The following is a 23325-nucleotide window of genomic DNA, read 5'->3' on the forward strand; positions in this document are numbered from 1 at the left end:
TATGGAGCGATGGACGTTTACTACAGAATCTTCCGAAGAAACAATGGCGTTTGCCAAAAAGCTAGGCGAATTACTCATAGCTGGAGATGTGGTAACATTAGAAGGAGATTTAGGTGCAGGAAAAACAAGTTTTGCCAAAGGGTTAGCCAAAGGTTTAGGCATAAAAAGGAATGTAAATAGCCCTACTTTTACTATTATTAAAGAATATCAAGGGCGTCTGCCGCTTTATCATATGGATGTCTATCGTATGGAAAATGGCCAAGAGGAACTTGGGCTTGAAGAGTATTTTTATGGTGATGGTGTATCTGTTATTGAATGGGCGAGCGTGATAAAGGATCAATTGCCGGAAGCGCGACTTGACATTGAGCTTCATCATCTGGGTGAAAACAAGCGTGAAGTGCTCGTTTCGCCAAAAGGAACTCGTTATCAACAGTTATGTGAGGAGCTAGAAAAATGAGTAAGACATTAGCCATCGATACGTCATCCTTTGTTATGGGGATAGCGGTGATAGATGGGAAGCGTGTACTGGGAGAAGTTATAACAAATATTAAAAAAAACCATTCAATTCGTCTCATGCCTGCCATTACTGAATTAATGAATGAAGTAGATGTAAAACCTGTAGATTTAACAAAAATTGTTGTCGCATCAGGGCCTGGCTCCTATACGGGAGTTCGGATTGGTGTCACCACAGCTAAAACCCTAGCCTGGTCATTAAATATTCCAATTGTAGGAGTGTCTAGCTTAGAAGTAATGGCACAAAGTGGGTTTTATTTTCAAGGAATGGCTTCGCCGCTAGTCGATGCGCGAAGAGGACAAGTGTATACAGGACTTTACAAGAATGGTGATACTATGATGAACGATCAATTAATTTTGCTAGACGATTGGCTAACTATTTTAGAAGCAACAGAGGGAGAGATACTCTTCATTGGACAAGATGTTGACCTTCATCGCGATATGATTGAAGAACGTCTTGGCAATCGTGCGAACTTTGCACTTGAATCGATGGTATTACCTAGACCGAGTGAATTGGCTAGGTTGGGGTTAACGAAAGAAGAGGAGACATCGATTCATACCTTTGTCCCGAAATATTTGCAACTAGCAGAAGCAGAAGCAAAATGGTTAAAAACTGAGGAAGAAAAGAGAGAGAAACAATGATTGAACAAGGACAAGCCTGTATTCGTTTAATGACTGATGAGGATATTGACCAAATTGTCAGGGTAGAAATGGATTCTTTTACAATGCCGTGGACGGCTTCAGTGTTTGAAAATGAATTAATAAATAATAAGTATGCACATTATCTAGTCTATGATTATAATGGGGAAATCATTGGTTATTGTGGATTATGGGTCGTAATGGATGAAGCGCAAGTGACCAATATTGCCATTCACTCCGATTACCGTGGTCATAAGCGCGGTGAAAGATTACTGTCCTATGCCAAATCATTTGTTGCATTAATGGGGGTCAAGAGATTGTCTCTCGAAGTAAGAGTGAGTAATGTTGTTGCCCAGGGGCTTTATCGTAAATTAGGTTTTCAAGAGGGTGGCATTCGGAAAAATTACTATGCGGATAATTCAGAGGACGCGATAGTTATGTGGGTGAAAATAGATGAAAACAAATGAATGCATACTAGCGATTGAGACAAGCTGTGATGAAACATCAGCAGCGATTATTCGTAACGGAATAGAAATAGTTAGTAATGTCGTATCTTCACAAATCGAAAGTCATAAACGATTCGGTGGCGTTGTACCAGAAATCGCATCGAGGCATCATGTTGAGCAAATAACCATCATTATTGAACAGGCACTAAAAGAGGCAAAGATGTCAATGGATGATATCTCAGCAGTCGCTGTAACAGAAGGACCGGGACTAGTTGGTGCGCTTCTGATCGGTGTAAACGCGGCGAAATCATTGGCCTTTGCTCATAATCTACCTCTTATCGGTGTTCATCACATCGCGGGGCATATTTACGCAAATCGCTTAGTGCGGGAGTTGAAATTTCCTTTAGTTGCTCTAGTAGTTTCTGGTGGTCATACTGAGCTTGTCTTAATGAAGGAACACGGGAAGTTCGAAGTTATTGGTGAGACACGGGATGATGCCGTTGGAGAAGCTTATGATAAGGTAGCTAGGACATTAGGTTTACCTTATCCGGGCGGTCCTCATATTGATCGATTGGCTGCGTTGGGTGAAGCAACGATTGATTTACCGCGTGCTTGGCTTGAACCAGAATCTCTTGATTTTAGCTTCAGTGGCTTGAAATCATCTGTAATTAACACCCTGCATAATTATAAGCAACGTGGTGAGGAAATTGTGGTAGAAAATGTTGCTGCAAGTTTTCAAGCGAGCGTTATTGAAGTGTTGGTTAAGAAAACGAAACGTGCTACTGACCACTACGGAGTAAAGCAACTTCTCTTAGCTGGTGGAGTTGCTGCAAACAAAGGCTTAAGAGCAAAATTAGAAGAAGAATTTACTGAAAGTGAGATTGATTTAATTATTCCACCCCTTTCATTGTGTACAGATAATGCAGCAATGATTGGGGCGGCTGCTAGTATTAAGTTTAATTATAAGAATTTCTCTGGGTATGATTTGAATGGAAACCCTGGATTAGATTTAGAACAGCAATAATAAATGTTTAAAACCACGCATTGGTGCAGAAGATACCAATACGTGGTTTTTTTAGTAGAAACTTTAGTGAATGGTGTACCCAAAAAGGTTATACACAGATTTATCCACAATAGTGTGGATATTGTGGATAGTGGTCAAAAAGCTTTACGTAGAGGGATTAAGCATGTGATTAATTTTTTATGTGGATAAACTAGGTATATATGTTGATAGGTTATAAAATCCTACATAATACGCGCTTTTCCCTGTGTATAAGTCTGTGGGTAATGTGGATATGTCAGAAAATTATGCCGAAAAGGTTGATAAGTATGTGGAAAAAGATAATTGCGCTTACATATATACTATTTTTCTTTATGATTATTCCTTCTGCTTATGCACAAGTTGGGGAAGCTGAACAAAGTTCGACAAATGTTGTTGTCATGATTGTCCCCGGTTTTTCAATGCAAGAGGCTGAGTGGTTGTGGATGCATGGGGATAAGCGTCCGTTATGGGAGGATGCGGCTTTTGCTGCAATGAATGTTCGGTCTGCCGGCCCGTATTCCTATTTGAATAACATGGTTTCGATTAGTACCGGTAAGAAGGCATTAGGAATTCAAGATTGGAATAGCTATGAAATTGGTGAAGAGGTTGAGGGTACTCCTATAACCGATTTAATGAACGAACTCAAGAGTAGTAGAGCTGATACTGGCGTAATGCACCCCCATCTTTATCGTCTCCAACAAAAAAATTTGCAAAGTGATTACAGAGCAGAGGTGGGGATACTCGGACAAACCTTGCAAGAGGGAAATGTTAAGAGATTCGTTTGGGGACAAAGTGATACCCGTCATGAGGCAATTCGTTATGGATCTCTTTTTACAATGAATAGAAATGGAGAGTCAGATGGCTTTATTAATGCAATACAACGTAACCCTGAGGCTGCTTTTGGAATGGAAATGGATGAAGAGATTATTTTAAATGGGATGAGGAAGCAGCAAGAAAAAAAACGTTTTAATGTCGTGGAATGGGGAGATGTGTATCGCCTTTTTGAGCAAAAGCCTTTGATGGAACCTAGAAAGTTTGCTTTTGAATATGAAAGACAGCTTATTCGTTTAGAATCCTTTATTCACAACCTTATCAACATAGACTCTCACCATGTATGGCTTCTAGCACCGATGATGAACCAAGAAGCTTACGATAGAAAAGAACAGTTGGCCCCAGTATTTTATTGGAATAAAGAGGTGGAGGGTGCGTTAAGCTCACAAACGACGAGGCAGTCTAATCTAGTCAGCAATATGGACGTCGTCCCAACAATTATTTCAAGCTTTAACCTTCCTGTTCCAGATTCTCTTATAGGACACGTGATGGATGTAAATCCATTAGAGTCTGTGGATAAACAAATTGTTTTTTTGGAAATTGAAGAGATGGTTAGTATTTTTGCAAGTCGTGGAACGGTTTTATCAATATATATCACCAGTCTAGTTGTTTTATTGCTGGGTGCAGGGGTAGGCATCATTCTTGCAAAGGGACAAATGTTGTGGATAAAGCTAATAAAAATCATCTTAATTGCAGGATGGAGTTCTCCTTTTTGGTTTTTAATTTTGACACTGTGGTTTCACAAGGTAGGGGTCATAGGTTTTCTCTTTTTGTTAACAACCTGTTCCCTTATCTGTGGATACATATTTGAAAAGCTTTGTCGGCAGGCAGTAGTATTAATTGGCATACTTTTGTTTTTGACGATTACTGTGGATTTATTTTTAGGTTCGCCGCTAATGCAACGTTCGTTTCTCGGATATGATCCCATTATCGGAGCACGTTATTACGGGATTGGCAATGAATATGCAGGTGTCTATCTTATTACAGCCTTCGCTTGTCTAGTGCCAGTCTTGAAATGGGCCCGTAAATCAATAGTCGTTCTCATTATTATTAGTATGATGAGTTTTCAAGTTGTGATGCTTGGTAAAAATACACTAGGGACGAATGCAGGAGCTACATTATCCGCAGGTGTTGCCTATTTATTTATTCTCTATCTTGTTTTTAAACGCAAACTTTCGTTTAGTGTCATCCTACTAGTCGTACTTTTAGCTAGTGGTTTTTCGCTGCTATTGCTATACTTTCTTCAGCAATCAGGAAGCCAGTCTCATATAGGATTTGGTTTTGAAAGACTTTTAGAAGGTGACTTTCTCTATATTATTGATACCATTCAACGAAAACTTGCAATGAATGTAAAAATATTTAGACACTCAAATTGGACGCAGCTATTTATTACGAGTTATGTATTAGGAGCGGTTATCTTATGGAAAAGAAGATTACGTGTGGAAGGGTTTGAGGAACGTGTTTTTTTACAAGGAGGGGTCGTTGCTTCCTTTGCCTTATTAGTCCTTAATGATTCTGGCGTTGTTGCAGCAGCTACTTCAATGTTCTGTGTCGTATCAGCTCATTATTACTGGGTACTCACAAGTTATCAAAATAAAGTAGCCTAAATCCCAAAAGGAAATAGGCTACTTTACTTTAATCTTCTTCTTGTAACTCTTCCCACTCTTCCATTAACTGATCAATATTTAGTTTTCCCTCATCAACTGCCTGTTGATGGAAGAGTGCTTTTTCGTGATCAGAGTAAATTTCGGGAAGACATAACGCTTTTTCATGTTCTGTGAGTGATATTTCTAATTCTTCAATAAGAATCTCAATTTCTTCGATACGACGCAGGCGTTGTCGTTCATGTTTCTTTGCCTCTTTATCAAGGGTTCGTTTATCCTGTTTCTTCTCTTGGTTGAGTACTGGAGTGACTTCTTGTTCCTTTAGTTCCTCCCGCTGGCGAGTTTCTTCTTTCTTTGCTATATAGTAATCATAATCGCCTAAATAGGTTGTAATCTGCCCTTGATTTAGTTCGACCATTTTTGTCGCAATTCGATTTAAAAAATAACGGTCATGAGAGACGAATAAAATCGTACCAGGGTAATCAATAAGTGATGCTTCTAATATTTCCTTGGCATCTAAATCCAAATGGTTCGTCGGCTCATCTAGAATGAGGAAATTTGCTTGTTTCATCATAAGTTTTGCTAACGCCAAACGAGCTTTCTCTCCACCACTTAAGGTTGAAACCGGTTTTAAGACATCATCGCCGCTGAATAAAAAATTACCAAGAATCGTCCGAATTTCTTTTTCAGGAGTAAGACTATATTCATCCCATAATTCATTTAGGACAAGCTTATTGGATTGGAGATTGGCTTGTTCTTGGTCGTAATAGCCTATCGTTACATTACTTCCATATCGAATGGTTCCTTCGGCAGTAAGTTGCTTAATAATCGCTTTTAACAATGTAGACTTTCCCGCACCATTAGGGCCAACTAAAGCAACACTTTCCCCGCGGTCTATATCTAAACGGAGCTTGCTAAATATCACATCCTCACCATAGGCTACCTGCAAATCATCAACGCGAAGAACTTCATTACCGCTTTGCTTTTTTATATCAAATGAGAATGATGCTGACTTTTCTGAACCTGAGGGGCGATCCATTATCGTCATACGGTCTAGTTGCTTACGACGACTTTGTGCCCGTTTAGTCGTGGAAGCCCGTGCAATATTTCGTTGAATAAAATCTTCAAGCTTAGCTACTTCCCCCTGTTGTTTTTCATACTGTTTAAGTTCTTGTTCATAGCGAAGGGCCTTTTCTTCTAAATAAGCGCTATAATTCCCAATGAATTTTGTTGATTTGTAACGAGAAATTTCAACTACCTGGGATACTATTTTATCCAAAAAATACCGATCATGGGAGACGATAAGCACGGCTCCAGGATAGCTTAATAAATACTGTTCTAACCAAGTTAACGTTTCAATATCAAGGTGATTCGTTGGCTCATCAAGAATAAGTAATTCTGGTTTTTTTAAAAGTAACTTCCCGAGGGCAAGCCTTGTTTTTTGGCCACCACTTAATGAGGATATTTTTGTGTTGTAATCAAAGGAAGCAAAATTTAGTCCTGAGAGAACACTCCGAATATCAGCTTCATATTGATAGCCACCTTGATTTTTGAATTGAAGTTGTTTTTCGTCATAATCTTTTAACAATTTCTCGTATTTTGATGTGTTATTTAAAATGTCCGGAAGTGACATTTGCTGCTCCATCGATCTGATTTGCTTTTCCATCGTCCGTAGTGATTGGAATACAGTTAGCATCTCATCCCAAATCGATAGTGAGGATTCGAGACCAGTATCTTGGGCAAGATAGCCAAGCCCAATATCCTTTGGTACAATGATATCACCGCTATCAAAAGACAATTGTCCAGCAATTATCTTGAGCAGTGTTGATTTACCAGCTCCATTTCGTCCGACTAAGGCGACGCGTTCTCGCGTTTGAATATCAAACTTAATAGAAGATAAAATCGGCTCAGCGCCGAAGGATTTTGTTACGTTTACACATTGTAAAATTATCATCACATATCATTCCTATAAGACAGTCTTTTTCAAGTTTTAGTGTAACGTATTCTAAAGGTTTCAACAACTTCTTGAACAGTGAGTATTATCGATTACATCGGTTGAAAAATGGTGTACAATAGAACTACATTTTGTCTTGGGTTGATTTAACAAGACAGAATTGGGTAGAAGGAGGATACTGACAATGTCAGAACAAGCAAAGATACCTCAAGCCACTGCAAAACGATTACCTTTATACTATCGTTTTTTGGAAAATTTGCATGCGGCTGGGAAACAGCGTGTCTCCTCAACCGAACTAAGTGAAGCGGTGAAAGTAGATTCAGCAACGATAAGACGAGATTTTTCTTACTTTGGGGCTTTAGGAAAAAAAGGCTATGGTTATAATGTGAACTATCTCCTTACATTTTTTCGGAAGACATTGGATCAAGACGAGCTAACAAAGGTTGTTCTCGTGGGAGTTGGGAATTTAGGGACGGCGTTCTTAAATTATAATTTCTCAAAAAATAATAACACGCAAATTGTCATGGCTTTTGATGTTGATGAATCCAAGGTAGGCTCTGAAATAGGTGGGGTAACAATTTATAACCTTGCAGATTTAGAAACACAGCTTGATCCTGAAGTAACAGTGGCTATTTTAACTGTACCCGTTGTGGTAGCTCAAAAGATTGCTGACCGTCTTGTGGACGCTGGGATTAAAGGAATTTTAAATTTTACACCAGCACGTTTATCGGTTCCAGATTCTGTACGTGTTCACCATATTGATTTATCCGTTGAGTTACAGGCTCTCGTTTACTTTTTAAAGCATTATCCATTAAAAGATTAAGGACAAGGAGGTGCTACCTATGGGTGGTCTTGGAGCAGGAAGTATAGTGATTATTGCATTAGTCGCTCTATTAATTTTTGGCCCGAAAAAACTCCCTGAATTAGGGAAAGCCGCAGGGAATACGTTGCGTGAATTTAAAAATGCAACAAAGGGATTAGCAGACGAAGACGAAAACGAAAAGAAAAAAAAAGACGAGGACAACAACGCGTAAATAGGAAGGGTCTTTAAATGGAACCACGTGATATGTCGGTAATGGATCATATTGTGGAACTGAGACGAAGGATTATTATCGTCGTCGTCTTTTTTACTTTAGCACTCATTGCCGGTTTCTTTTTAGCCAAGCCAATTATTATGTATTTGCAAAATGCACCGACTGCAGCTGATTTACCGATGAATGCCTTTAAAATGACAGATCCTATCCGGATTTATATGACATTTGCGTTTGCGAGTGCGCTTATTATCATTTTTCCGGTTATTTTGTATCAGGTATGGGCTTTTATTCGTCCGGGGCTTCATGAAAATGAACAAAAGGCAACGTTGGGTTATATTCCACTCGCGTTTTTGCTGTTCTTAACTGGAATATCATTTGCTTATTTTATTTTGTTCCCTTTTATTATTCAATTTATGGGGAACCTAGCGGAACAGTTAGGTATCACAGAGCAATATGGAATTAACGAATACTTTACGTTTCTATTTCAAATCACTTTACCTTTTGGTATTTTATTTCAATTACCGGTTGTAGTGATGTTTCTTACTAGATTAGGGCTTGTTACGCCCGGTTTTCTTTCAAGTATTAGGAAAGTTGCCTACTTTGTTTTATTAGTTATCGCTGGCTTTATTACTCCACCAGAATTAATTTCTCATCTAATGGTAACCGGCCCCCTATTATTGTTATACGAATTTAGTATTTGGGTGTCACACTTAACCTATCGCAAGGTGAAGAAGGCTCAGAAATTAGCCGAGGAAGAACAAGGGAATGTTTAGAAAAAAGGCATGAGGGTATTTAATTAACCCTTAAGCCTTTTTTGCTGAGAAAGAACTAATAGTATACGTTTTTTTTTAGTTTTTAAGTGTGGCAATACAATCGACTTGTGAAATAGTGAACAAATTTTGAACGTTAGGAAAAATGGTACTCAGTAAGAGTAGTTTCAACTATACTAAGAAAGCAAAGGTTAGCAGTTTGCCTTACACACCATTGTGAAAATATTCACAATGATGTTCTTTATACAAATAACCCTATTAATAATAATAAAAGATGAAAAAGGTGAGCAAAGTGAAAAAGTTTCAGGTTCATGAAAGAAGGCTAATTATACTTTGTGTGGTCTTAGCTGTCATTATGTTCATATCCTTTGTAAGAAGATTCTTATTCTAAATCTTTAAGTATACATGTAAGGAGGGGAAAGCGATGATTGAGTATGATCCGGTCATATTTAGTCGGATTTTAACAGGAACAACACTGGCTTTTCATATAATTTTTGCAACGATTGGTGTGGGTATTCCACTTATGATTGCACTTGCTGAATGGATCGGGATTAAGCGAAACGATGAACATTATTTACTTCTAGCTAGAAGATGGGCTCGTGGATTTGTGATAACCGTTGCAGTTGGGGTTGTCACTGGAACGGCGATAGGTTTACAGCTTAGTTTACTATGGCCAAACTTTATGCAGGTAGCGGGACATGTTATTAGTTTACCAATGTTTATGGAGACATTTGCTTTTTTCTTTGAAGCTATTTTTCTTGGTATTTACTTATATACCTGGGATCGGTTTAAAAAGAAAATCTATCATTTCTATTTACTTATTCCCGTAGCCATAGGTGCATCGGCCTCGGGGTTTTTCATTACAACGGTTAACTCATTTATGAATACACCACGAGGGTTTGATATTAATAATGGGGTATTAACAAATATTAATCCTCTTGCTGCAATGTTTAATCCGGCAACTCCAACCAAAGTTGCCCATGTGCTCTCTTCAGCTTATTTAACCTCGGCTTTTGTGTTAGCGGCGATTGCAGCGATTGCTCTGTTACGAGGAAGAAATCATGTTTACCATAAAAAAGCGCTCAATTTAACAATGACCGTGGCCGCAGTATTTGCCATTTCTACGGCACTTATTGGAGATTTGTCAGGCAAATTTTTAGCGGAATACCAACCTGAAAAGCTAGCGGCAGCTGAATGGCACTTTGAAACGACAGGGGAAGCTCCACTCATACTTGGCGGGATATTAACGGCTGATAAGGAAGTAAAGTACGGATTAGAAATCCCCTATGCACTTAGTATTTTAGCGCACGGAAATCCAACTGCTGAGGTAATTGGACTCGAGGAATTTCCTGAGGAAGATTTACCACCATTCATTATTCATTATTTTTTTGATTTGATGGTAGCAATAGGAATGTTTCTAGCTGCTGTTTCAATGGTTTTTATAGTGATGCAACGAAAAAAGAACTGGAACGAACATAACCGACCACTATTATGGGCAATTTTCCTTGGAGCTCCCTTAGCGATGTTGGCCATTGAAATGGGATGGATGTTTGCTGAGGTTGGTAGACAACCATGGATTTTAGTTGGGTTAATGAGAACTGCAGAAGGAGCTACAACAGCGACACATGTTGATACGATGCTCTATATGTTTGTTTTACTTTATCTAGTTTTATCAATTTCAGTTGTAACGGTTCTCTTAAAAATGTTTAAGTCAAACCCTATAGAGCAAGAACTCCGTGATCGAGGCATAGAATAAGGAGGTTGAATGATGAGCTATGAAGTAATTGGTATATCGGTACTCTGGATTTTTTTATATGGCTATTTAATCGTAGCTTCAATCGACTTTGGTGCAGGATTCTTTAGTTATTATTCGGCAATTACAGGCCGTGAACATATTATTAATAAAGTTATAGACCGCTATCTATCACCTGTCTGGGAAGTGACGAATGTTTTTCTTGTATTCTTTTTTATAGGAATCGTTGGTTTCTTCCCAGCAACTGCTTACTACTATGGAACTGCGTTGCTTATACCAGGAAGCATCGCAATTGTTCTCCTTGCAATTCGCGGTTCATATTATGCTTTCCATCACTATGGAATAAAGAGAAGTCGTTTGTATCAATTTGTTTACGGTGCAACTGGACTGCTTATTCCTGCCTCCCTATCAGTCGTCTTAACGATATCTGAAGGAGGTTTCATACAGGTTAGAGCAGAACAAATTATTTTAGACTATCAATTATTATTTTCTAGCTTTTACTCGTGGACAGTTGTCATCCTAGCTATTGTTAGTGTGCTGTATATTTCAGCCTGCTTTTTGACGTATTATGCGTATAAAGCTCGGGATATGAATGCTTTTGGGATATTACGGGGGTATGCCCTATTTTGGAGCTTTCCAACAATCTTAGCTAGCATACTTGTTTTCTTTGCTTTAAATCAGCATAATCCCATTCATTTTGAACGAATGGTTGGATTGTCTTGGCTATTTAGTTTATCGTTTCTCTTTTTTCTTGGTGCTGTATATTTAATCTGGAAAAAGGAGAAGTTGGGTCTTGCCTTTGTGTTAGTGATGTTGCAATTTGCAGCGGCCTTTTTCGGATATGGTGCCTCTCACCTACCATATTTACTATATCCGTATTTAACAATCTATGATGGTTTTACAAATGAAACAATGGCGATTGCCTTAATTGCAGCATTCTTAGCAGGATTACTTCTGCTTATCCCATCATTATATTTGCTGATGAGACTATTCTTGTTTAACAACAATTATGTTCAAGGAAAAGAAACGAGGGGGAAATAATATGACGTTTTTTTTAATCATGATAGCACCACCGTTAATTGTTTGTTTTGCGGTAGCTAGTTTATTTTGGTGGGGAGCGAGAGGGAAAGAAACTTATTCAAGAAAGTAACGTTTAATACTTAAGAGAAGGGGGTAATTAATGCTAGAGTCTTTATCATTTTACCTAGGTGGGGGAATAACATGGGATTAATTAAATTCATGCTTATAGGTGTTTCTTTTCTTATATTAATGGCTTCTGATAGACAGGAAGAGTTGGGTAAGAATGAAGATGTTGTGGAAGATTATGAAACAACCATGCAAAGAGTATTGAATGATTGTTTAGTAAATCCTTCATTTAGCTGTAATATTGAAGAACATGCCGTAAGTGATTTAATTCAGTATATAGAGAATAACCCTGGTAGGTTTTCCTATCAGGATACTCAAACAATTACTAAGAATCGTGAACTAAGAAAAACCTTTTTAGATGAAGCTGAACAGATATTATATGAGAATGATAAAGAAGTTTTGTTATGGTAGATTCTAAATAAGTTCATAAAATTCTTTTATTTTCCAATCGAGTTTGTTACAATGATTTAGACAACTTCATAGTATTAACTAGGGGTGTCCCAAGTAGTGGGACTGAGAGAAAAGCATGTCTGAAGCTTTTTAACCCTTTGGACCTGATCTGGATCATACCAGCGTGGGAAAGTTAGCGTAGCGATTGATAAAAATAATGTCTCTACATAGTAGCCGGGTCCATCCAATTTATTTGGACCCGGCTTTTTATTTTTTTATCCTTCTCGTATGTACCCCGATCTCGTCCTTTAATTACACAAAAAAAGGAGAGATTTTTTTATGTCATCAACCATCAGCGAAAAAAACATTTCCATTATGTCTAGTTTTTCAGGAAGTAAGAAGGTATACGTAGAGGGGTCAAGGTCAGATATTCAAGTACCGATGCGTGAAATTGGTTTAAGTCCCACAACTGGATCTTTTGGCGAAGAGGTGAATGAACCAGTACGTGTTTATGATACAAGTGGACCTTATACGGACACAGGACATTCCGTTGATATTACAAAGGGTCTACCCGCGATTCGAAAGCAGTGGATTGAAGAACGTGGTGATGTCGGTGAATACCAAGGGCGTGAAATAAAGCCAGAAGACAATGGATACAAATTAGAAAATGATCCTAGAGCAAATGAAGCAGAATTTCCGGGATTAAAGCGCAATCCACTTCGCGCAAAAAAAGGGCATAATGTGACTCAACTTCATTATGCAAAGAAAGGCATAATTACCCCTGAAATGGAGTTTATAGCGATTCGTGAAAATATGGATGCTAAATATGTTCGAGATGAAGTTGCACGCGGTCGGGCAATTATCCCTTCAAATATTAATCACCCTGAAAGTGAGCCGATGATTATCGGGAGAAATTTCCATGTGAAAATAAATGCGAATATTGGGAACTCGGCTGTCACTTCCTCAATTGAAGAAGAGGTTGAAAAAATGACATGGGCTACACGTTGGGGTGCTGATACGATGATGGATTTATCAACCGGAAAAAACATTCATACAACACGTGAATGGATTGTTCGTAATACTCCTGTTCCAGTTGGTACAGTTCCAATTTATCAAGCGCTTGAAAAGGTGAATGGGGTTGCTGAAGATTTAACATGGGAAGTTTATCGAGATACATTAATTGAACAAGCTGAACAAGGGGTCGATTACTTTACTATTCATGCAGGAGTATTGCTGAGATACGTCCCACTGACAGCAAAGCGTTTAACTGGTATTGTTTCACGGGGTGGGTCGATTCTCGCCCAGTGGTGTTTACATCATCATAAAGAAAATTTCCTTTATACTCACTTTGAAGAAATTTGCGAAATCATGAAAACGTATGATGTTGCCTTTTCATTGGGTGATGGTCTTCGCCCCGGATCGATAGCAGATGCTAATGATGAAGCGCAATTTGCAGAGCTTGAAACACTTGGAGAATTAACGAAGCTGGCATGGGAGCATGATGTACAAGTCATGGTCGAAGGACCAGGTCATGTGCCAATGCATTTAATAAAGGAAAACATGGATAAGCAATTGGAGATATGTAAAGAGGCACCATTTTACACATTAGGGCCACTCACGACAGATATTGCACCTGGATATGATCATATTACCTCAGCTATTGGTGCTGCAATGATTGGATGGTACGGTACGGCAATGCTATGTTATGTGACACCCAAAGAACATTTAGGCTTGCCAAATCGTGAGGATGTCCGGGAGGGTGTCATAACGTATAAAATCGCCGCCCATGCAGCTGATTTAGCAAAGGGTCACCCTGGTGCTCAAAAACGGGATGATGCATTATCAAAGGCTCGCTTTGAATTTAGATGGAGAGACCAATTTAATTTATCCTTAGATCCTGAACGAGCAATCGAATATCATGATGAAACATTACCAGCTGAAGGAGCAAAAACGTCCCACTTCTGTTCGATGTGTGGACCGAAATTTTGTAGTATGAGAATCTCCCAAGACATACGTAACTATACAAAGGAGCATGGATTGGATACAAAAGAAGCAATTGAACAAGGAATGAAAGAAAAATCTGAAGAATTTAAGAAATCAGGCGGAAAGATTTATCAATAGAAGGGTAAGAGACAGTATAAAAAGTATATGAAGACAAGGGGTTGTGTCATAAGGTTAAACCTTATGACACAACCCCTTTTAATCCTTTTTCTTGTTTTTCTTTTGGATTCGTTTAATTGCACGTCTCAACAGAAAAAAACGGACAGCGATCATAAAATCAATCGTCGCAAAAGCAATAATTAAGTACGACCAAAAGTTCCAGCCTGCGGTGCTGACGTTCTGAATAGCAAAATACACTAAAAGCGCGCCAATGAAAAAATACATTAAAGCCATAGTTGTGGGAGAAGCTCTCATAAAATCCCCCTAATAATAATAATGGACATTTGCTCTAATTGCTCAAGTTGCTCCATCCACTCTTCCATTTTGTCCGCAAGCAAGACATTAACAACAGCGACAAATAGATTAATCGCTACATGGGCAATGATTGGAACAAGGATTCGCTTTGTTTTTACATATAAGAAAGCAAATACAAATCCCATCGCAGTGTAGACGAATAAGTGAGTGAAATCAAAATGAACAGCTGCAAAGATAACTGAGCTTATAAAACCAGCAATCCAAAAATTAAATCGTTTATAGAGTGCACCAAAAATAATCATTCGAAACACAATTTCTTCAAGAATAGGACCAATTATCGCGATCACTACTATAAAAGCTGGGAAGGCCTTGGCCATTTCTACAATTTCGGCTGTGTTATCAGACCCTGGTTCGATCCCAAGCAAAAACATTTCTATAAGCGCTGCTGCATATTGGGCACCAAAGACCATAAACACACCAAGAATGGACCACTTTACCGCATCTCCTTTAGAAGACCGATTCCGATCCAAATGCCGGTTCGTAATCTCAGGAAGTAACAAAAGAAGGATGATGAGTAAACCTAATGAAAACCCAACTAAGCTCCAAATACCAGGTATTTGTTCAAGAGGAATACCCAATTTAAGCAATAAAGGAGCGCCAAGTACAATCGAGAATTGTGTTAATAAATACGTTATGAGAATCCACCAATATCGTTTAGTCAAGATGTTATCTCCTTTTCGCTTTCTCAGTTTTCCATTTTAACATACATATGTATAAAAACTGAAGGAATGCGCCTTACCAAGTAGAAATAAAAAGAGATTAAATAAAATATTAATGGCAATAATAGCGATGTTATATAAAAAAGTTAAAAAAAGTAATATAAAATACTTGCAAAAGTATTGTGAAATGATTAATATAAGAATTGTGTTAGCACTCGTTGAGGTTGAGTGCTAATAAGAAAAAATACATAGGTCTTGAAGGAGGGTGTTTTCCTTGTTAAAACCATTAGGCGACCGTATTATTATTGAGCAAATTGAGTCTGAGGAAAAAACAGCAAGCGGGATTGTATTACCTGATTCTGCTAAAGAAAAGCCACAAGAAGGTAAAGTCGTTGCAATTGGAAAAGGTCGAGTCACTGATAATGGTGAGCGTCTTGCTCTAGAAGTAAAAGAGGGAGATTCAATTATTTTTTCTAAATACTCAGGTACAGAAGTAAAGTACGATGGAAAAGAATATTTAATCCTTCGCGAAAGCGACGTTTTAGCAATTATTGGCTAATAACTTTGGTGAGGATCCAAAGGATATTTTAACTTTAGGAGGTTGGAAACATGGCTAAAGATATTAAGTTTAGTGAAGACGCACGTCGTTCAATGCTACGTGGTGTGGACGCACTTGCAAACGCGGTGAAAGTAACATTAGGTCCAAAAGGACGTAACGTTGTACTTGAAAAGAAATTTGGATCGCCACTTATTACAAATGATGGTGTGACAATTGCAAAAGAAATCGAGCTTGAAGATGCTTTTGAAAACATGGGTGCTAAACTTGTAGCTGAAGTTGCAAGTAAAACCAACGATATTGCTGGTGACGGTACGACAACTGCAACCGTTCTTGCACAAGCGATGATTCGTGAAGGCTTAAAGAACGTTACATCTGGTGCAAACCCTATGGTTATTCGTAAAGGGATTGAAAAGGCAACAGTAGCAGCGGTGAATGAGCTTAAAAATATCGCAAAACCAATTGAAGGTAAAGAATCAATTGCACAGGTTGCGGCAATTTCATCAGGAGACGATGAGGTTGGTCAAATCATTGCAGAAGCAATGGAGCGTGTTGGTAACGATGGTGTTATTACAATCGAAGAGTCAAAAGGCTTCTCAACAGAGCTTGAAGTTGTTGAAGGTATGCAATTTGACCGCGGTTATGCTTCACCGTACATGGTAACAGATTCTGATAAGATGGAAGCGGTTCTTGATAACCCTTATATCCTTATTACGGACAAGAAAATCGCAAGCATTCAAGAAGTACTTCCTGTTCTTGAGCAAGTGGTTCAACAAAGCAGACCGATTCTTATCATCGCTGAGGATGTTGAAGGTGAAGCTCTTGCTACATTAGTAGTAAATAAACTTCGTGGCACATTCAATGCAGTAGCTGTGAAGGCTCCTGGATTCGGTGACCGTCGTAAAGCAATGCTTGAAGATATCGCAACTCTAACAGGTGGCGAAGTGATTACTGAAGATTTAGGCCTTGATTTAAAATCGACAGAAATCACACAATTAGGTCGCGCTAGTAAGGTTGTTGTAACGAAAGAACATACAACAATCGTTGAAGGTGCAGGAGACACAGCACAAATTGCTGCTCGTGTTAACCAATTAAAAGCACAAGTAGAAGAAACAACATCTGAATTTGACAAAGAGAAACTTCAAGAGCGTCTTGCGAAGCTTTCTGGTGGTGTTGCAGTCCTTAAAGTTGGGGCAGCTACAGAAACAGAAATGAAAGAACGCAAACTACGCATTGAAGATGCTCTTAACTCAACTCGTGCAGCTGTTGAAGAAGGTATCGTTGCTGGTGGTGGTACTGCACTTGTTAATGTTATCAAGGCAGTTCAAGCTGTTCAAGCAGAAGGCGATGAAGCAACTGGTGTGAACATCGTTCTTCGTGCTTTAGAAGAGCCTGTACGTCAAATCGCACATAATGCTGGTCTTGAAGGTTCGGTCATTGTTGAAAAGCTAAAAGGCGAAGCAATTGGTATTGGGTTCAACGCTGCAACTGGCGAGTGGGTAAACATGGTTGAAGCTGGAATCGTTGACCCTGCTAAGGTAACACGTTCTGCTCTTCAACATGCAGCAAGTGTATCTGCAATGTTCCTAACAACGGAAGCTGTTATCGCTGACAAGCCAGACGAAAACGCTGGTGGCGGCATGCCTGACATGGGCGGCATGGGCGGTATGGGTGGAATGGGCGGCATGATGTAATTAGGGTTTTAAAACCTTGTTATATCAACGTCTAAAATGATAATATGCTTTTCTTGTCCTCGGATTTGTCCTCATTTTATAAACAACACGGCAACCTATGACAAAAAAGCTAACTATAGGAGAAGGTCTTTCATCAGTTTGCTAAATTGGTGGGAGGCCTTTTCTTCCATATCAGCAGTCATATGAGCATAGATATAATTATATATTTTATGGAATAAACTGAAGGATGAGCTTAGCTTAGAAACAATCGCTAAAACCTACGTAAACTTAAAGCTTAAAGAGATTGAAAGCGGAGAACAAACTAGTAGCTTCATAAACGGTAAAATTGTGCCTTCTATAAAATTTAACAATCTTATTGAGGTTGCTGGATACCAACTAAAGCAAGCAATATATATCTACCAAAAACTAGAACAGTGTCTAAATTGTGAAGATATTTTTAAGAACTCCTGGATCAGTTTGCTTAAGAATTCAGTAAGGTCGTCAGTATAAATTTTTCATGTATATTTATCAGGGCTACTTACATTATTTCTTTCTGGAGAAATGACGTTTTCTTAGAAAAAAATGAATATACGATGTCCCCCTCCGCCCCGCGATGAACATACAAAAAATAACGGACTGGATACAATGGTGCCCAACCCGTTTTTTTTCTACTAATGAGATAACTTGAAACACTTTTTTTCGTCAATTCAAATACTCCACAACTTATCGAAACACCCTGAATTCATTGACTCAATTTGACTCTGCTAATAGCCTATCTATTTCAGCGGCCGCACGGTCCAAACCCTCCGTAACCGACAAATCACCCTCAAATATTTTATTCATGTACTCCGTATACACTCCATCGATTTTACTCCAGTTCATAACTAGAGGGAGCAGGATGGCATTTTTCGCATCTTCTCTATAAGGATAGAGGTAAGAATCTCTAGTTATTGTCGAAGTCTTGGCCGCTTCTAGGTTGGTTGGTATTAATTCGGTATGCTCCAAGAGTAATAACTGTGCTTTCTTTGCTGTCATCCATTTCATAAATGTCCATGCCTCAGCTTTCCTGTTACTCCCCTTCATAATGACCAGGTTTTCGCCACCAATTAACGAAGCAGGGCCATTATTTTGTGGGAATGGTACAGGAACGGTTAGCTTTAGAGCACAATCAAATTCTGATTCATCTAATAAACTGTAGAACCAAGGACCATCGTCTGTCATAAGCATATTTCCAGACTTTATCCGCTCCCAATTTTCTTCTGCACCTAGAGTGTCATGCGGAAGATCAATGAGATTTTCCTTATAAAGAGCTGTTAACTGCTCCACAGCATGGATGGTTTCGTCACTATTTAAATATCCAGAAGCAGTGTTTGCTTCCTCGTTAATAAAGGATCCGCCAAGACTATAAATGTATGGAATCGTATCCCATGGTCCTAAACCCCTGAGTCCAATCGTATATCGATAACGTCGGGCAAGCTTTAGCACTTCGTCCATCGTACTTGGGGGCTTGGAATAGCCCGCACGCTCGAGCAGTTCACGGTTAAAGATGGGAGTCTTTGTGTAAATGTTGAGAGGCAAAGAATAATACTTATTTTGATAGAGACCTATATTCATTAAATTTGTATGAAACCTTTTTCGGATGTGTTCGAAATCACCGAACCCGTCCAACGGTTCAAGAAGCTCTTTATATAAAAACTCGGGAATCCAGGCGAGTTGGAGCCGTACCACATCAGGACCACGTTTGGAAGAGGTTCGTGCGATTAAGGTGTTAATTAATTCATTATTAAAAGCCAAGTCTATAGACTCTACCTGAATGTTTGGGTTCTCGCGCTCAAAAGCAGGGATCAATACGTTATCGAGTAACCTGGTCTCTTTTTCGTTGTATGTGTGCCAAAACGTAATGACGGTTTTTTCGTCATCCCCAAACGTTTCAACCTTCTTTGGATCAGAGATCATGGATGGACTTCTACACCCGGCAAGCATTACGAGAATCAATAAAAAGAATATCCACCGACAACCCATAACGTAAACCATCCTTTCTTAATCAATAGACGATCTTGTCGCCTGTTGTTTTTCCCTGTACTCCATTGGAGTTAATCCGGTTCCTTTCTTAAACACTTTGCTGAAATACTTTACATCTTTAAAGCCCGAGGCCTTTGCTACATCGTAAATTCGATTTTCACTTTGCACCAATAGCCGCTTCGCTTCCCTAATACGCAGCTCGATCAAATAATCAACAAAGTTCCGCCCGGTTTGTTTTTTGAAATAAAGACTGAAGTAACTTTTACTGAGATGAACAATGTCCGCAACACTCTGAAGCGTCAAGTTCTCGGTATAATGCGCGGCTATATAATCCAACGCTTTCGTGATCAACTGATCGTCGTTTTCTTTATAGGTCAATTTTGGGGAAAAAGATGTTCCTATTTCCTCAAGTTGACTAATTAGAATTGATACCATTTGTTCCAATGTATCCGCCTGGCCAAGTAAATCGTGTTGCTCTGTGAGCAGTGACTCCGTGTTCATTTGGATTTGATAAGCTCCTGTAAGAAGACTACAGGCCTCTTGCTGTACTTGTTCCGGGGTTAACCCCCCGCTCTTCCAGCGTTTGAGCGCAACTTCAATCGCAGAGGAAACCGGATCGCCACTCTGAATCATTTCAAAGAATGGCGTCCAATCATGATGTCTTTCTGTTTCGACATGAGTTTCTGAACTGTTCATACAATACAAGCCGCCCAGCCCCTCAAAAAACCGCCTTTGGCAGGCCGAACGACTGTTGGCAAATCCATTGACAATGCTGGTGATACCTTGTTCTGTCACAAAACCGGCTGAGGTTGAAATCTCCCATTCCTTTTCCAATACCTGCTTCCACTGAAGAAGCCGCCGCTGGGCTTCTCCATCGTGATCGGGTAAAATGAGAAACATGTCGCTTTCGGCCACAAGCAGTGCCGCTCCTTCCTCCACTTGCAAATAAAACATTTTCTGCCATTCCTCCAATAGGAGCTGCACATAAAGATAGCCGTGATTTTCTCTCCATTCCTCCGCCCCATCGAGCATAAGATAGACACAAGCATAGGAATTTTCCAACCATGCCGGAGCCCAAGAGGTTGATGAAGGGGAGGTTTGTTCTTGTACGATCAATCTTTTAATTTCCTGTTCGACATTTTTTCGAGCCAGATAGACGGCTCCTTGTTGATAATGGTTTAGTTTGGAATCTTTTTTTCGTTCTTCTTCGAGCATCGAGATACATTGCCGAAGGACGGAGAGAAGGTCATCCTTTTTCATCGTTAGTTTTAACAAATAATCAACAGCACCCAGCTTAAGACCTTCTTTTACGTATTCAAAGTCGCTGTAATTGCTGATCAGGATCACTTTAAGCGATGGGTGAAGCTCTAGTGCTTGCTGCATGAGTTCAATGCCGTCGATCAATGGCATTTTGATATCCGTAATGAGAATATCATAGGAACGTTTTTCAAGAACAGTCAGTGCTTCAGCACCGTTGCCGTATTGGTCTTCAACGATTAGCCCTTCCTTTTCCCAATCAATAAAGGCAGTGATTCCTTTGCGAATGGCAGTCTCGTCATCCACGATAAGAACTCTATACATGTTATTCCTCCTTGTTTTTCAACAAAATGCGTACTGTGACACCTTGCTCCGGCTCGCTTGAGATAGACCAATTCCAATTTTGGTCATAATACAACCGCAGTGTGTCAAAGATATGGCGTAGACCGATACCGATATTTCCCTTTTGGCAGGCAGTTTCTGGATGATTCAATTCCTTCAACTTATCCTTCCTGATACCCAGTCCGTTATCTTTAATAAGAAATTCTAGATCTCCATTATAAAAATAGATCTTTATTGAGATTCGACCATCCGTATTTTTTGGGACGATGCCATGGAATATGGCATTTTCCACCAAAGGCTGCAAGAGCATTCGAGGGATAGATACCTTTTCTGTTTCTGGTTCAATATCCAGCTCAAGCTGGAATGTTTTTTCGTAGCGAAGCTCTAAAATGACTAAATATTTCTCGATAATGTCCAGTTCCTCTTTTACCGCTATAATGCTTCCACTTTTGCCCATATTCGCTTCCAACAGATGGTTCAGTGCTGACAATACAATAGAAGCTCGTTCGTTTTGATTTGAATCAATAAGCCAACGAAGAGTGGTGAGTGTGTTAAAGAGAAAGTGTGGGTGAACCCGGTGCATAACAGCCCGAAGCTCTGCATGATACTTTTCACTTTGCTCACTTTCCACTTGCTGCATCAAATTTTCAATTTCATAAAGCATTTCGTTAAACTGTTTGCTTAAAAAGCCGATCTCATCGGAAGAACTAACGACTGTTCTTTCTTTTAAGTCCCCTTCTTGAACTCGCAGCATGCTGTGGGTAAGTTGTTTTACAGGCTTGGTTACTTCTCCGGCAATATACAGCCCGATGGCGATCGCAATTAAGGAGAAGACACCAGAGGAAAAAAAGATCCACGATTGGAGACGATCCAACTGTCCACTGATTTCATGAACGGGGACGGTACCTACAAGGATCCAGTCGTTGCTCAGTTGCTGCTTAACCCCGTAATAAGGCACCCCTTCCGTGACAAACTCGAATTCTACGTGGTCTCCGACAATATGGCTGTATAAATCGGGATTTGATACCTTTTTATTGATCAAGTCGAGGTTGGAATCAACCATAATCCTTCCTTCGGTATTAACAATGGAAAATTTTCCTGTCTTCCCTAATTCTAATCGTTCAATCGTGTTAAGAATGGCCCGTCCGTCCAAATGAACCTGTACAAGTCCGATATTGTTCATTGTGTCAAAATCTTTTAAGACTCTGCTAACGGGAACAACCAGGTCTGTATTGACGCTACCACCGTGGAAGAGATCATACTGAATTCCTTGCCAAACCAAAGCTCCGTCCTTTCGTTTGGCTTCCTTTACCCATTCCTGGTCAGAAAGCTGTATTTTGTTAAGGTTTGTTTGGGCAAACGTACCGCTTCCAAAGCCACCATCTTCCTCTGTTAACACATAAACAATTTTGACAAAGGAGTTGGAATAGACAAAATTATTCAACAACGTATTTATATATTGAGAATTTCTTCTCTGTTCGGATAGAGTACTACTATTCAGTTGTAAAATAGCACGCTGGATCGTCTGATCGCTGCTAATAAAATCAGAGGTATCGATCCCTGCGTTTAAAATGAAAGAAAGCGACTCTGCTGTAGATGTAGCGATTTGAATGGTAGACTCCCGTACGTTCTTCTTCAAGATAGAATTAGACTCCAAGTAGAAAGACAAAGAAGTAAAAAGCGTCGGGATTAAAATCACGAGCAGAAAGGCCACTATGATTTTGGATGAAAAGCTTCTCGATAATAAAAATTTTCGGACCATAATACCCCGCCTTATTTATTTCTTCCTTTCATCATTTTACAGGTTGAGGGATGCATTTTACTAATGAAAATATTAAAAATCATCAATCTGTCCATTCTATTATGTTAAATTAACATATTATTTTTCAACAACCATATGATAAGGTGTTTTATTTTGAGAAAGGTGTTTTATTTTTAATAAAGAGAGAAAAATATTTCCCTAAAAAACACCCTGAGAAAAAACGACCAGTAAAAACCATAATCTAGCATCTATTACTAATTAATGGAAAAACATCTTTTGGAAGTGTCTTATTTAATGAGAAACGCAATAAATAATAGGTTGTGATTCATCAAGAATAAGTGGGGGTGAGCAAAGTCCTTTAGTTCTTTCAGTCTATATTCTTCTAAAATCCAACCTTTCTATTAGGTAAAAATAAAGTCTATACCCGAAATGGAAATAAAAGAACAAAACAAGCCAA

At 39.1% G+C, this 23325-nt stretch carries 21 protein-coding genes and 1 riboswitch; of the genes, 15 read left to right on the top strand and 6 right to left on the bottom strand.

All coding sequences use genetic code 11. The annotated features are described in order from the left end of the window. Position 1 precedes the first annotated feature (1 nt). The 5 genes from tsaE to CEF19_RS11260 all read left to right on the top strand — a co-directional run bounded on the left by tsaE (position 2) and on the right by CEF19_RS11260 (position 5078). Entirely contained in the window at positions 2 to 457 is a 456-nt protein-coding gene (tsaE, locus tag CEF19_RS11240; RefSeq protein ID WP_100406129.1) for a tRNA (adenosine(37)-N6)-threonylcarbamoyltransferase complex ATPase subunit type 1 TsaE, read from the top strand. Further along, on the top strand, positions 454 to 1155 hold the full coding sequence (gene tsaB / locus CEF19_RS11245; RefSeq protein ID WP_100406130.1) for a tRNA (adenosine(37)-N6)-threonylcarbamoyltransferase complex dimerization subunit type 1 TsaB: 702 nt from the start codon (positions 454 to 456) through the stop codon (positions 1153 to 1155). Before tsaE ends, tsaB begins: the two co-directional genes overlap by 4 nt. After that, positions 1152 to 1619 (top strand): ribosomal protein S18-alanine N-acetyltransferase, encoded by a 468-nt coding sequence (rimI, locus tag CEF19_RS11250; protein ID WP_100406131.1) that lies wholly within the window; start codon positions 1152 to 1154, stop codon positions 1617 to 1619. The genes tsaB and rimI overlap by 4 nt, the downstream gene beginning before the upstream one ends. Next, positions 1606 to 2622: a tRNA (adenosine(37)-N6)-threonylcarbamoyltransferase complex transferase subunit TsaD gene (gene tsaD / locus CEF19_RS11255; RefSeq protein WP_100406132.1), complete on the top strand. Its 1017-nt coding sequence runs from the start codon at positions 1606 to 1608 to the stop codon at positions 2620 to 2622. The genes rimI and tsaD overlap by 14 nt, the downstream gene beginning before the upstream one ends. Before the next feature lie 305 nt (positions 2623 to 2927). Continuing rightward, positions 2928 to 5078 carry a hypothetical protein gene (locus CEF19_RS11260; protein ID WP_100406133.1) on the top strand — a complete coding sequence of 717 codons (2151 nt, stop codon included), beginning with the start codon at positions 2928 to 2930 and terminating at the stop codon, positions 5076 to 5078. A gap of 28 nt (positions 5079 to 5106) precedes the next feature. On the opposite strand, the gene CEF19_RS11265 is transcribed toward CEF19_RS11260, so the two are convergent. After that, positions 5107 to 7029, bottom strand: a complete 1923-nt coding sequence (locus CEF19_RS11265; RefSeq protein WP_100406134.1) for an ABC transporter ATP-binding protein — start codon at positions 7027 to 7029, stop codon at positions 5107 to 5109. A 184-nt stretch (positions 7030 to 7213) separates the two neighbouring features. Between CEF19_RS11265 and CEF19_RS11270 the strand changes: the two genes are divergently transcribed. The 8 genes from CEF19_RS11270 to thiC all read left to right on the top strand — a co-directional run bounded on the left by CEF19_RS11270 (position 7214) and on the right by thiC (position 14243). After that, complete coding sequence (locus CEF19_RS11270; RefSeq protein WP_100406135.1) at positions 7214 to 7852, top strand: redox-sensing transcriptional repressor Rex; 639 nt, start codon at positions 7214 to 7216, stop codon at positions 7850 to 7852. Between the two features lie 19 nt (positions 7853 to 7871). Further along, positions 7872 to 8063 (top strand): twin-arginine translocase TatA/TatE family subunit, encoded by a 192-nt coding sequence (locus CEF19_RS11275; RefSeq protein ID WP_100406136.1) that lies wholly within the window; start codon positions 7872 to 7874, stop codon positions 8061 to 8063. A gap of 17 nt (positions 8064 to 8080) precedes the next feature. Continuing rightward, the gene (tatC, locus tag CEF19_RS11280; protein ID WP_100406137.1) at positions 8081 to 8836 is read left to right on the top strand and encodes a twin-arginine translocase subunit TatC; all 756 of its coding nucleotides are present in this window, start codon (positions 8081 to 8083) and stop codon (positions 8834 to 8836) included. A 421-nt stretch (positions 8837 to 9257) separates the two neighbouring features. Further along, positions 9258 to 10589: a cytochrome ubiquinol oxidase subunit I gene (locus tag CEF19_RS11285; protein ID WP_100406138.1), complete on the top strand. Its 1332-nt coding sequence runs from the start codon at positions 9258 to 9260 to the stop codon at positions 10587 to 10589. Positions 10590 to 10601: 12 nt separating this feature from the next. Further along, positions 10602 to 11627 (top strand): cytochrome d ubiquinol oxidase subunit II, encoded by a 1026-nt coding sequence (locus CEF19_RS11290; protein ID WP_100406139.1) that lies wholly within the window; start codon positions 10602 to 10604, stop codon positions 11625 to 11627. Between the two features lies 1 nt (position 11628). Continuing rightward, complete coding sequence (cydS, locus tag CEF19_RS24265) at positions 11629 to 11736, top strand: cytochrome bd oxidase small subunit CydS family protein (RefSeq protein ID WP_406565349.1); 108 nt, start codon at positions 11629 to 11631, stop codon at positions 11734 to 11736. Between the two features lie 71 nt (positions 11737 to 11807). After that, on the top strand, positions 11808 to 12143 hold the full coding sequence (locus CEF19_RS11295; protein WP_100406140.1) for a hypothetical protein: 336 nt from the start codon (positions 11808 to 11810) through the stop codon (positions 12141 to 12143). A 70-nt stretch (positions 12144 to 12213) separates the two neighbouring features. Beyond that, a riboswitch (TPP riboswitch) is annotated at positions 12214 to 12330 on the top strand. 131 nt (positions 12331 to 12461) lie between these two features. Then, on the top strand, positions 12462 to 14243 hold the full coding sequence (gene thiC, locus CEF19_RS11300) for a phosphomethylpyrimidine synthase ThiC (RefSeq protein ID WP_100406141.1): 1782 nt from the start codon (positions 12462 to 12464) through the stop codon (positions 14241 to 14243). 78 nt (positions 14244 to 14321) lie between these two features. On the opposite strand, the gene CEF19_RS11305 is transcribed toward thiC, so the two are convergent. Both CEF19_RS11305 and CEF19_RS11310 read right to left on the bottom strand, forming a co-directional pair. Beyond that, the gene (locus CEF19_RS11305) at positions 14322 to 14537 is read right to left on the bottom strand and encodes a YdiK family protein (RefSeq protein WP_100406142.1); all 216 of its coding nucleotides are present in this window, start codon (positions 14535 to 14537) and stop codon (positions 14322 to 14324) included. Further along, on the bottom strand, positions 14534 to 15259 hold the full coding sequence (locus CEF19_RS11310; protein ID WP_100406143.1) for a CPBP family intramembrane glutamic endopeptidase: 726 nt from the start codon (positions 15257 to 15259) through the stop codon (positions 14534 to 14536). Before CEF19_RS11310 ends, CEF19_RS11305 begins: the two co-directional genes overlap by 4 nt. Positions 15260 to 15530: 271 nt before the next feature. Between CEF19_RS11310 and groES the strand changes: the two genes are divergently transcribed. Next, positions 15531 to 15815: a co-chaperone GroES gene (gene groES / locus CEF19_RS11315; protein WP_100406144.1), complete on the top strand. Its 285-nt coding sequence runs from the start codon at positions 15531 to 15533 to the stop codon at positions 15813 to 15815. A 50-nt stretch (positions 15816 to 15865) separates the two neighbouring features. Further along, on the top strand, positions 15866 to 17506 hold the full coding sequence (gene groL / locus CEF19_RS11320) for a chaperonin GroEL (RefSeq protein WP_100406145.1): 1641 nt from the start codon (positions 15866 to 15868) through the stop codon (positions 17504 to 17506). A gap of 729 nt (positions 17507 to 18235) precedes the next feature. Here the strand turns inward: groL and CEF19_RS11325 are convergent. From CEF19_RS11325 to CEF19_RS11335, 3 genes are read right to left on the bottom strand one after another with little or no spacing between them, the layout of a single operon-like run. Beyond that, positions 18236 to 19507 carry an extracellular solute-binding protein gene (locus tag CEF19_RS11325; protein ID WP_157800933.1) on the bottom strand — a complete coding sequence of 424 codons (1272 nt, stop codon included), beginning with the start codon at positions 19505 to 19507 and terminating at the stop codon, positions 18236 to 18238. Positions 19508 to 19525: 18 nt separating this feature from the next. Next, the gene (locus CEF19_RS11330; protein ID WP_100406147.1) at positions 19526 to 21088 is read right to left on the bottom strand and encodes a response regulator; all 1563 of its coding nucleotides are present in this window, start codon (positions 21086 to 21088) and stop codon (positions 19526 to 19528) included. 1 nt (position 21089) lies between these two features. Beyond that, complete coding sequence (locus tag CEF19_RS11335; protein ID WP_198510273.1) at positions 21090 to 22745, bottom strand: cache domain-containing sensor histidine kinase; 1656 nt, start codon at positions 22743 to 22745, stop codon at positions 21090 to 21092. Between the last annotated feature and the right edge of the window lie 580 nt (positions 22746 to 23325).

It is taken from the genome of Bacillus solitudinis, from assembly GCF_002797395.1.
Taxonomy (GTDB): domain Bacteria; phylum Bacillota; class Bacilli; order Bacillales; family Bacillaceae_D; genus Halalkalibacter_A; species Halalkalibacter_A solitudinis.

Excerpts from the sequence above, each read along its gene's own strand:
- CEF19_RS11305 (WP_100406142.1), bottom strand. The coding sequence starts at position 14,537 with ATGAGAGCTTCTCCCACAACTATGGCTTTAATGTATTTTTTCATTGGC.
- rimI (WP_100406131.1), top strand. The coding sequence starts at position 1,152 with ATGATTGAACAAGGACAAGCCTGTATTCGTTTAATGACTGATGAGGAT.
- cydS (WP_406565349.1), top strand. The coding sequence starts at position 11,629 with ATGACGTTTTTTTTAATCATGATAGCACCACCGTTAATTGTTTGTTTT.
- CEF19_RS11270 (WP_100406135.1), top strand. The coding sequence starts at position 7,214 with ATGTCAGAACAAGCAAAGATACCTCAAGCCACTGCAAAACGATTACCT.
- CEF19_RS11325 (WP_157800933.1), bottom strand. The coding sequence starts at position 19,507 with ATGGGTTGTCGGTGGATATTCTTTTTATTGATTCTCGTAATGCTTGCC.
- CEF19_RS11265 (WP_100406134.1), bottom strand. The coding sequence starts at position 7,029 with ATGATAATTTTACAATGTGTAAACGTAACAAAATCCTTCGGCGCTGAG.
- tatC (WP_100406137.1), top strand. The coding sequence starts at position 8,081 with ATGGAACCACGTGATATGTCGGTAATGGATCATATTGTGGAACTGAGA.
- groL (WP_100406145.1), top strand. The coding sequence starts at position 15,866 with ATGGCTAAAGATATTAAGTTTAGTGAAGACGCACGTCGTTCAATGCTA.
- CEF19_RS11330 (WP_100406147.1), bottom strand. The coding sequence starts at position 21,088 with ATGTATAGAGTTCTTATCGTGGATGACGAGACTGCCATTCGCAAAGGA.
- tsaD (WP_100406132.1), top strand. The coding sequence starts at position 1,606 with ATGAAAACAAATGAATGCATACTAGCGATTGAGACAAGCTGTGATGAA.
- tsaB (WP_100406130.1), top strand. The coding sequence starts at position 454 with ATGAGTAAGACATTAGCCATCGATACGTCATCCTTTGTTATGGGGATA.
- CEF19_RS11290 (WP_100406139.1), top strand. The coding sequence starts at position 10,602 with ATGAGCTATGAAGTAATTGGTATATCGGTACTCTGGATTTTTTTATAT.
- CEF19_RS11275 (WP_100406136.1), top strand. The coding sequence starts at position 7,872 with ATGGGTGGTCTTGGAGCAGGAAGTATAGTGATTATTGCATTAGTCGCT.
- CEF19_RS11260 (WP_100406133.1), top strand. The coding sequence starts at position 2,928 with ATGTGGAAAAAGATAATTGCGCTTACATATATACTATTTTTCTTTATG.
- thiC (WP_100406141.1), top strand. The coding sequence starts at position 12,462 with ATGTCATCAACCATCAGCGAAAAAAACATTTCCATTATGTCTAGTTTT.
- tsaE (WP_100406129.1), top strand. The coding sequence starts at position 2 with ATGGAGCGATGGACGTTTACTACAGAATCTTCCGAAGAAACAATGGCG.
- CEF19_RS11285 (WP_100406138.1), top strand. The coding sequence starts at position 9,258 with ATGATTGAGTATGATCCGGTCATATTTAGTCGGATTTTAACAGGAACA.
- CEF19_RS11295 (WP_100406140.1), top strand. The coding sequence starts at position 11,808 with ATGGGATTAATTAAATTCATGCTTATAGGTGTTTCTTTTCTTATATTA.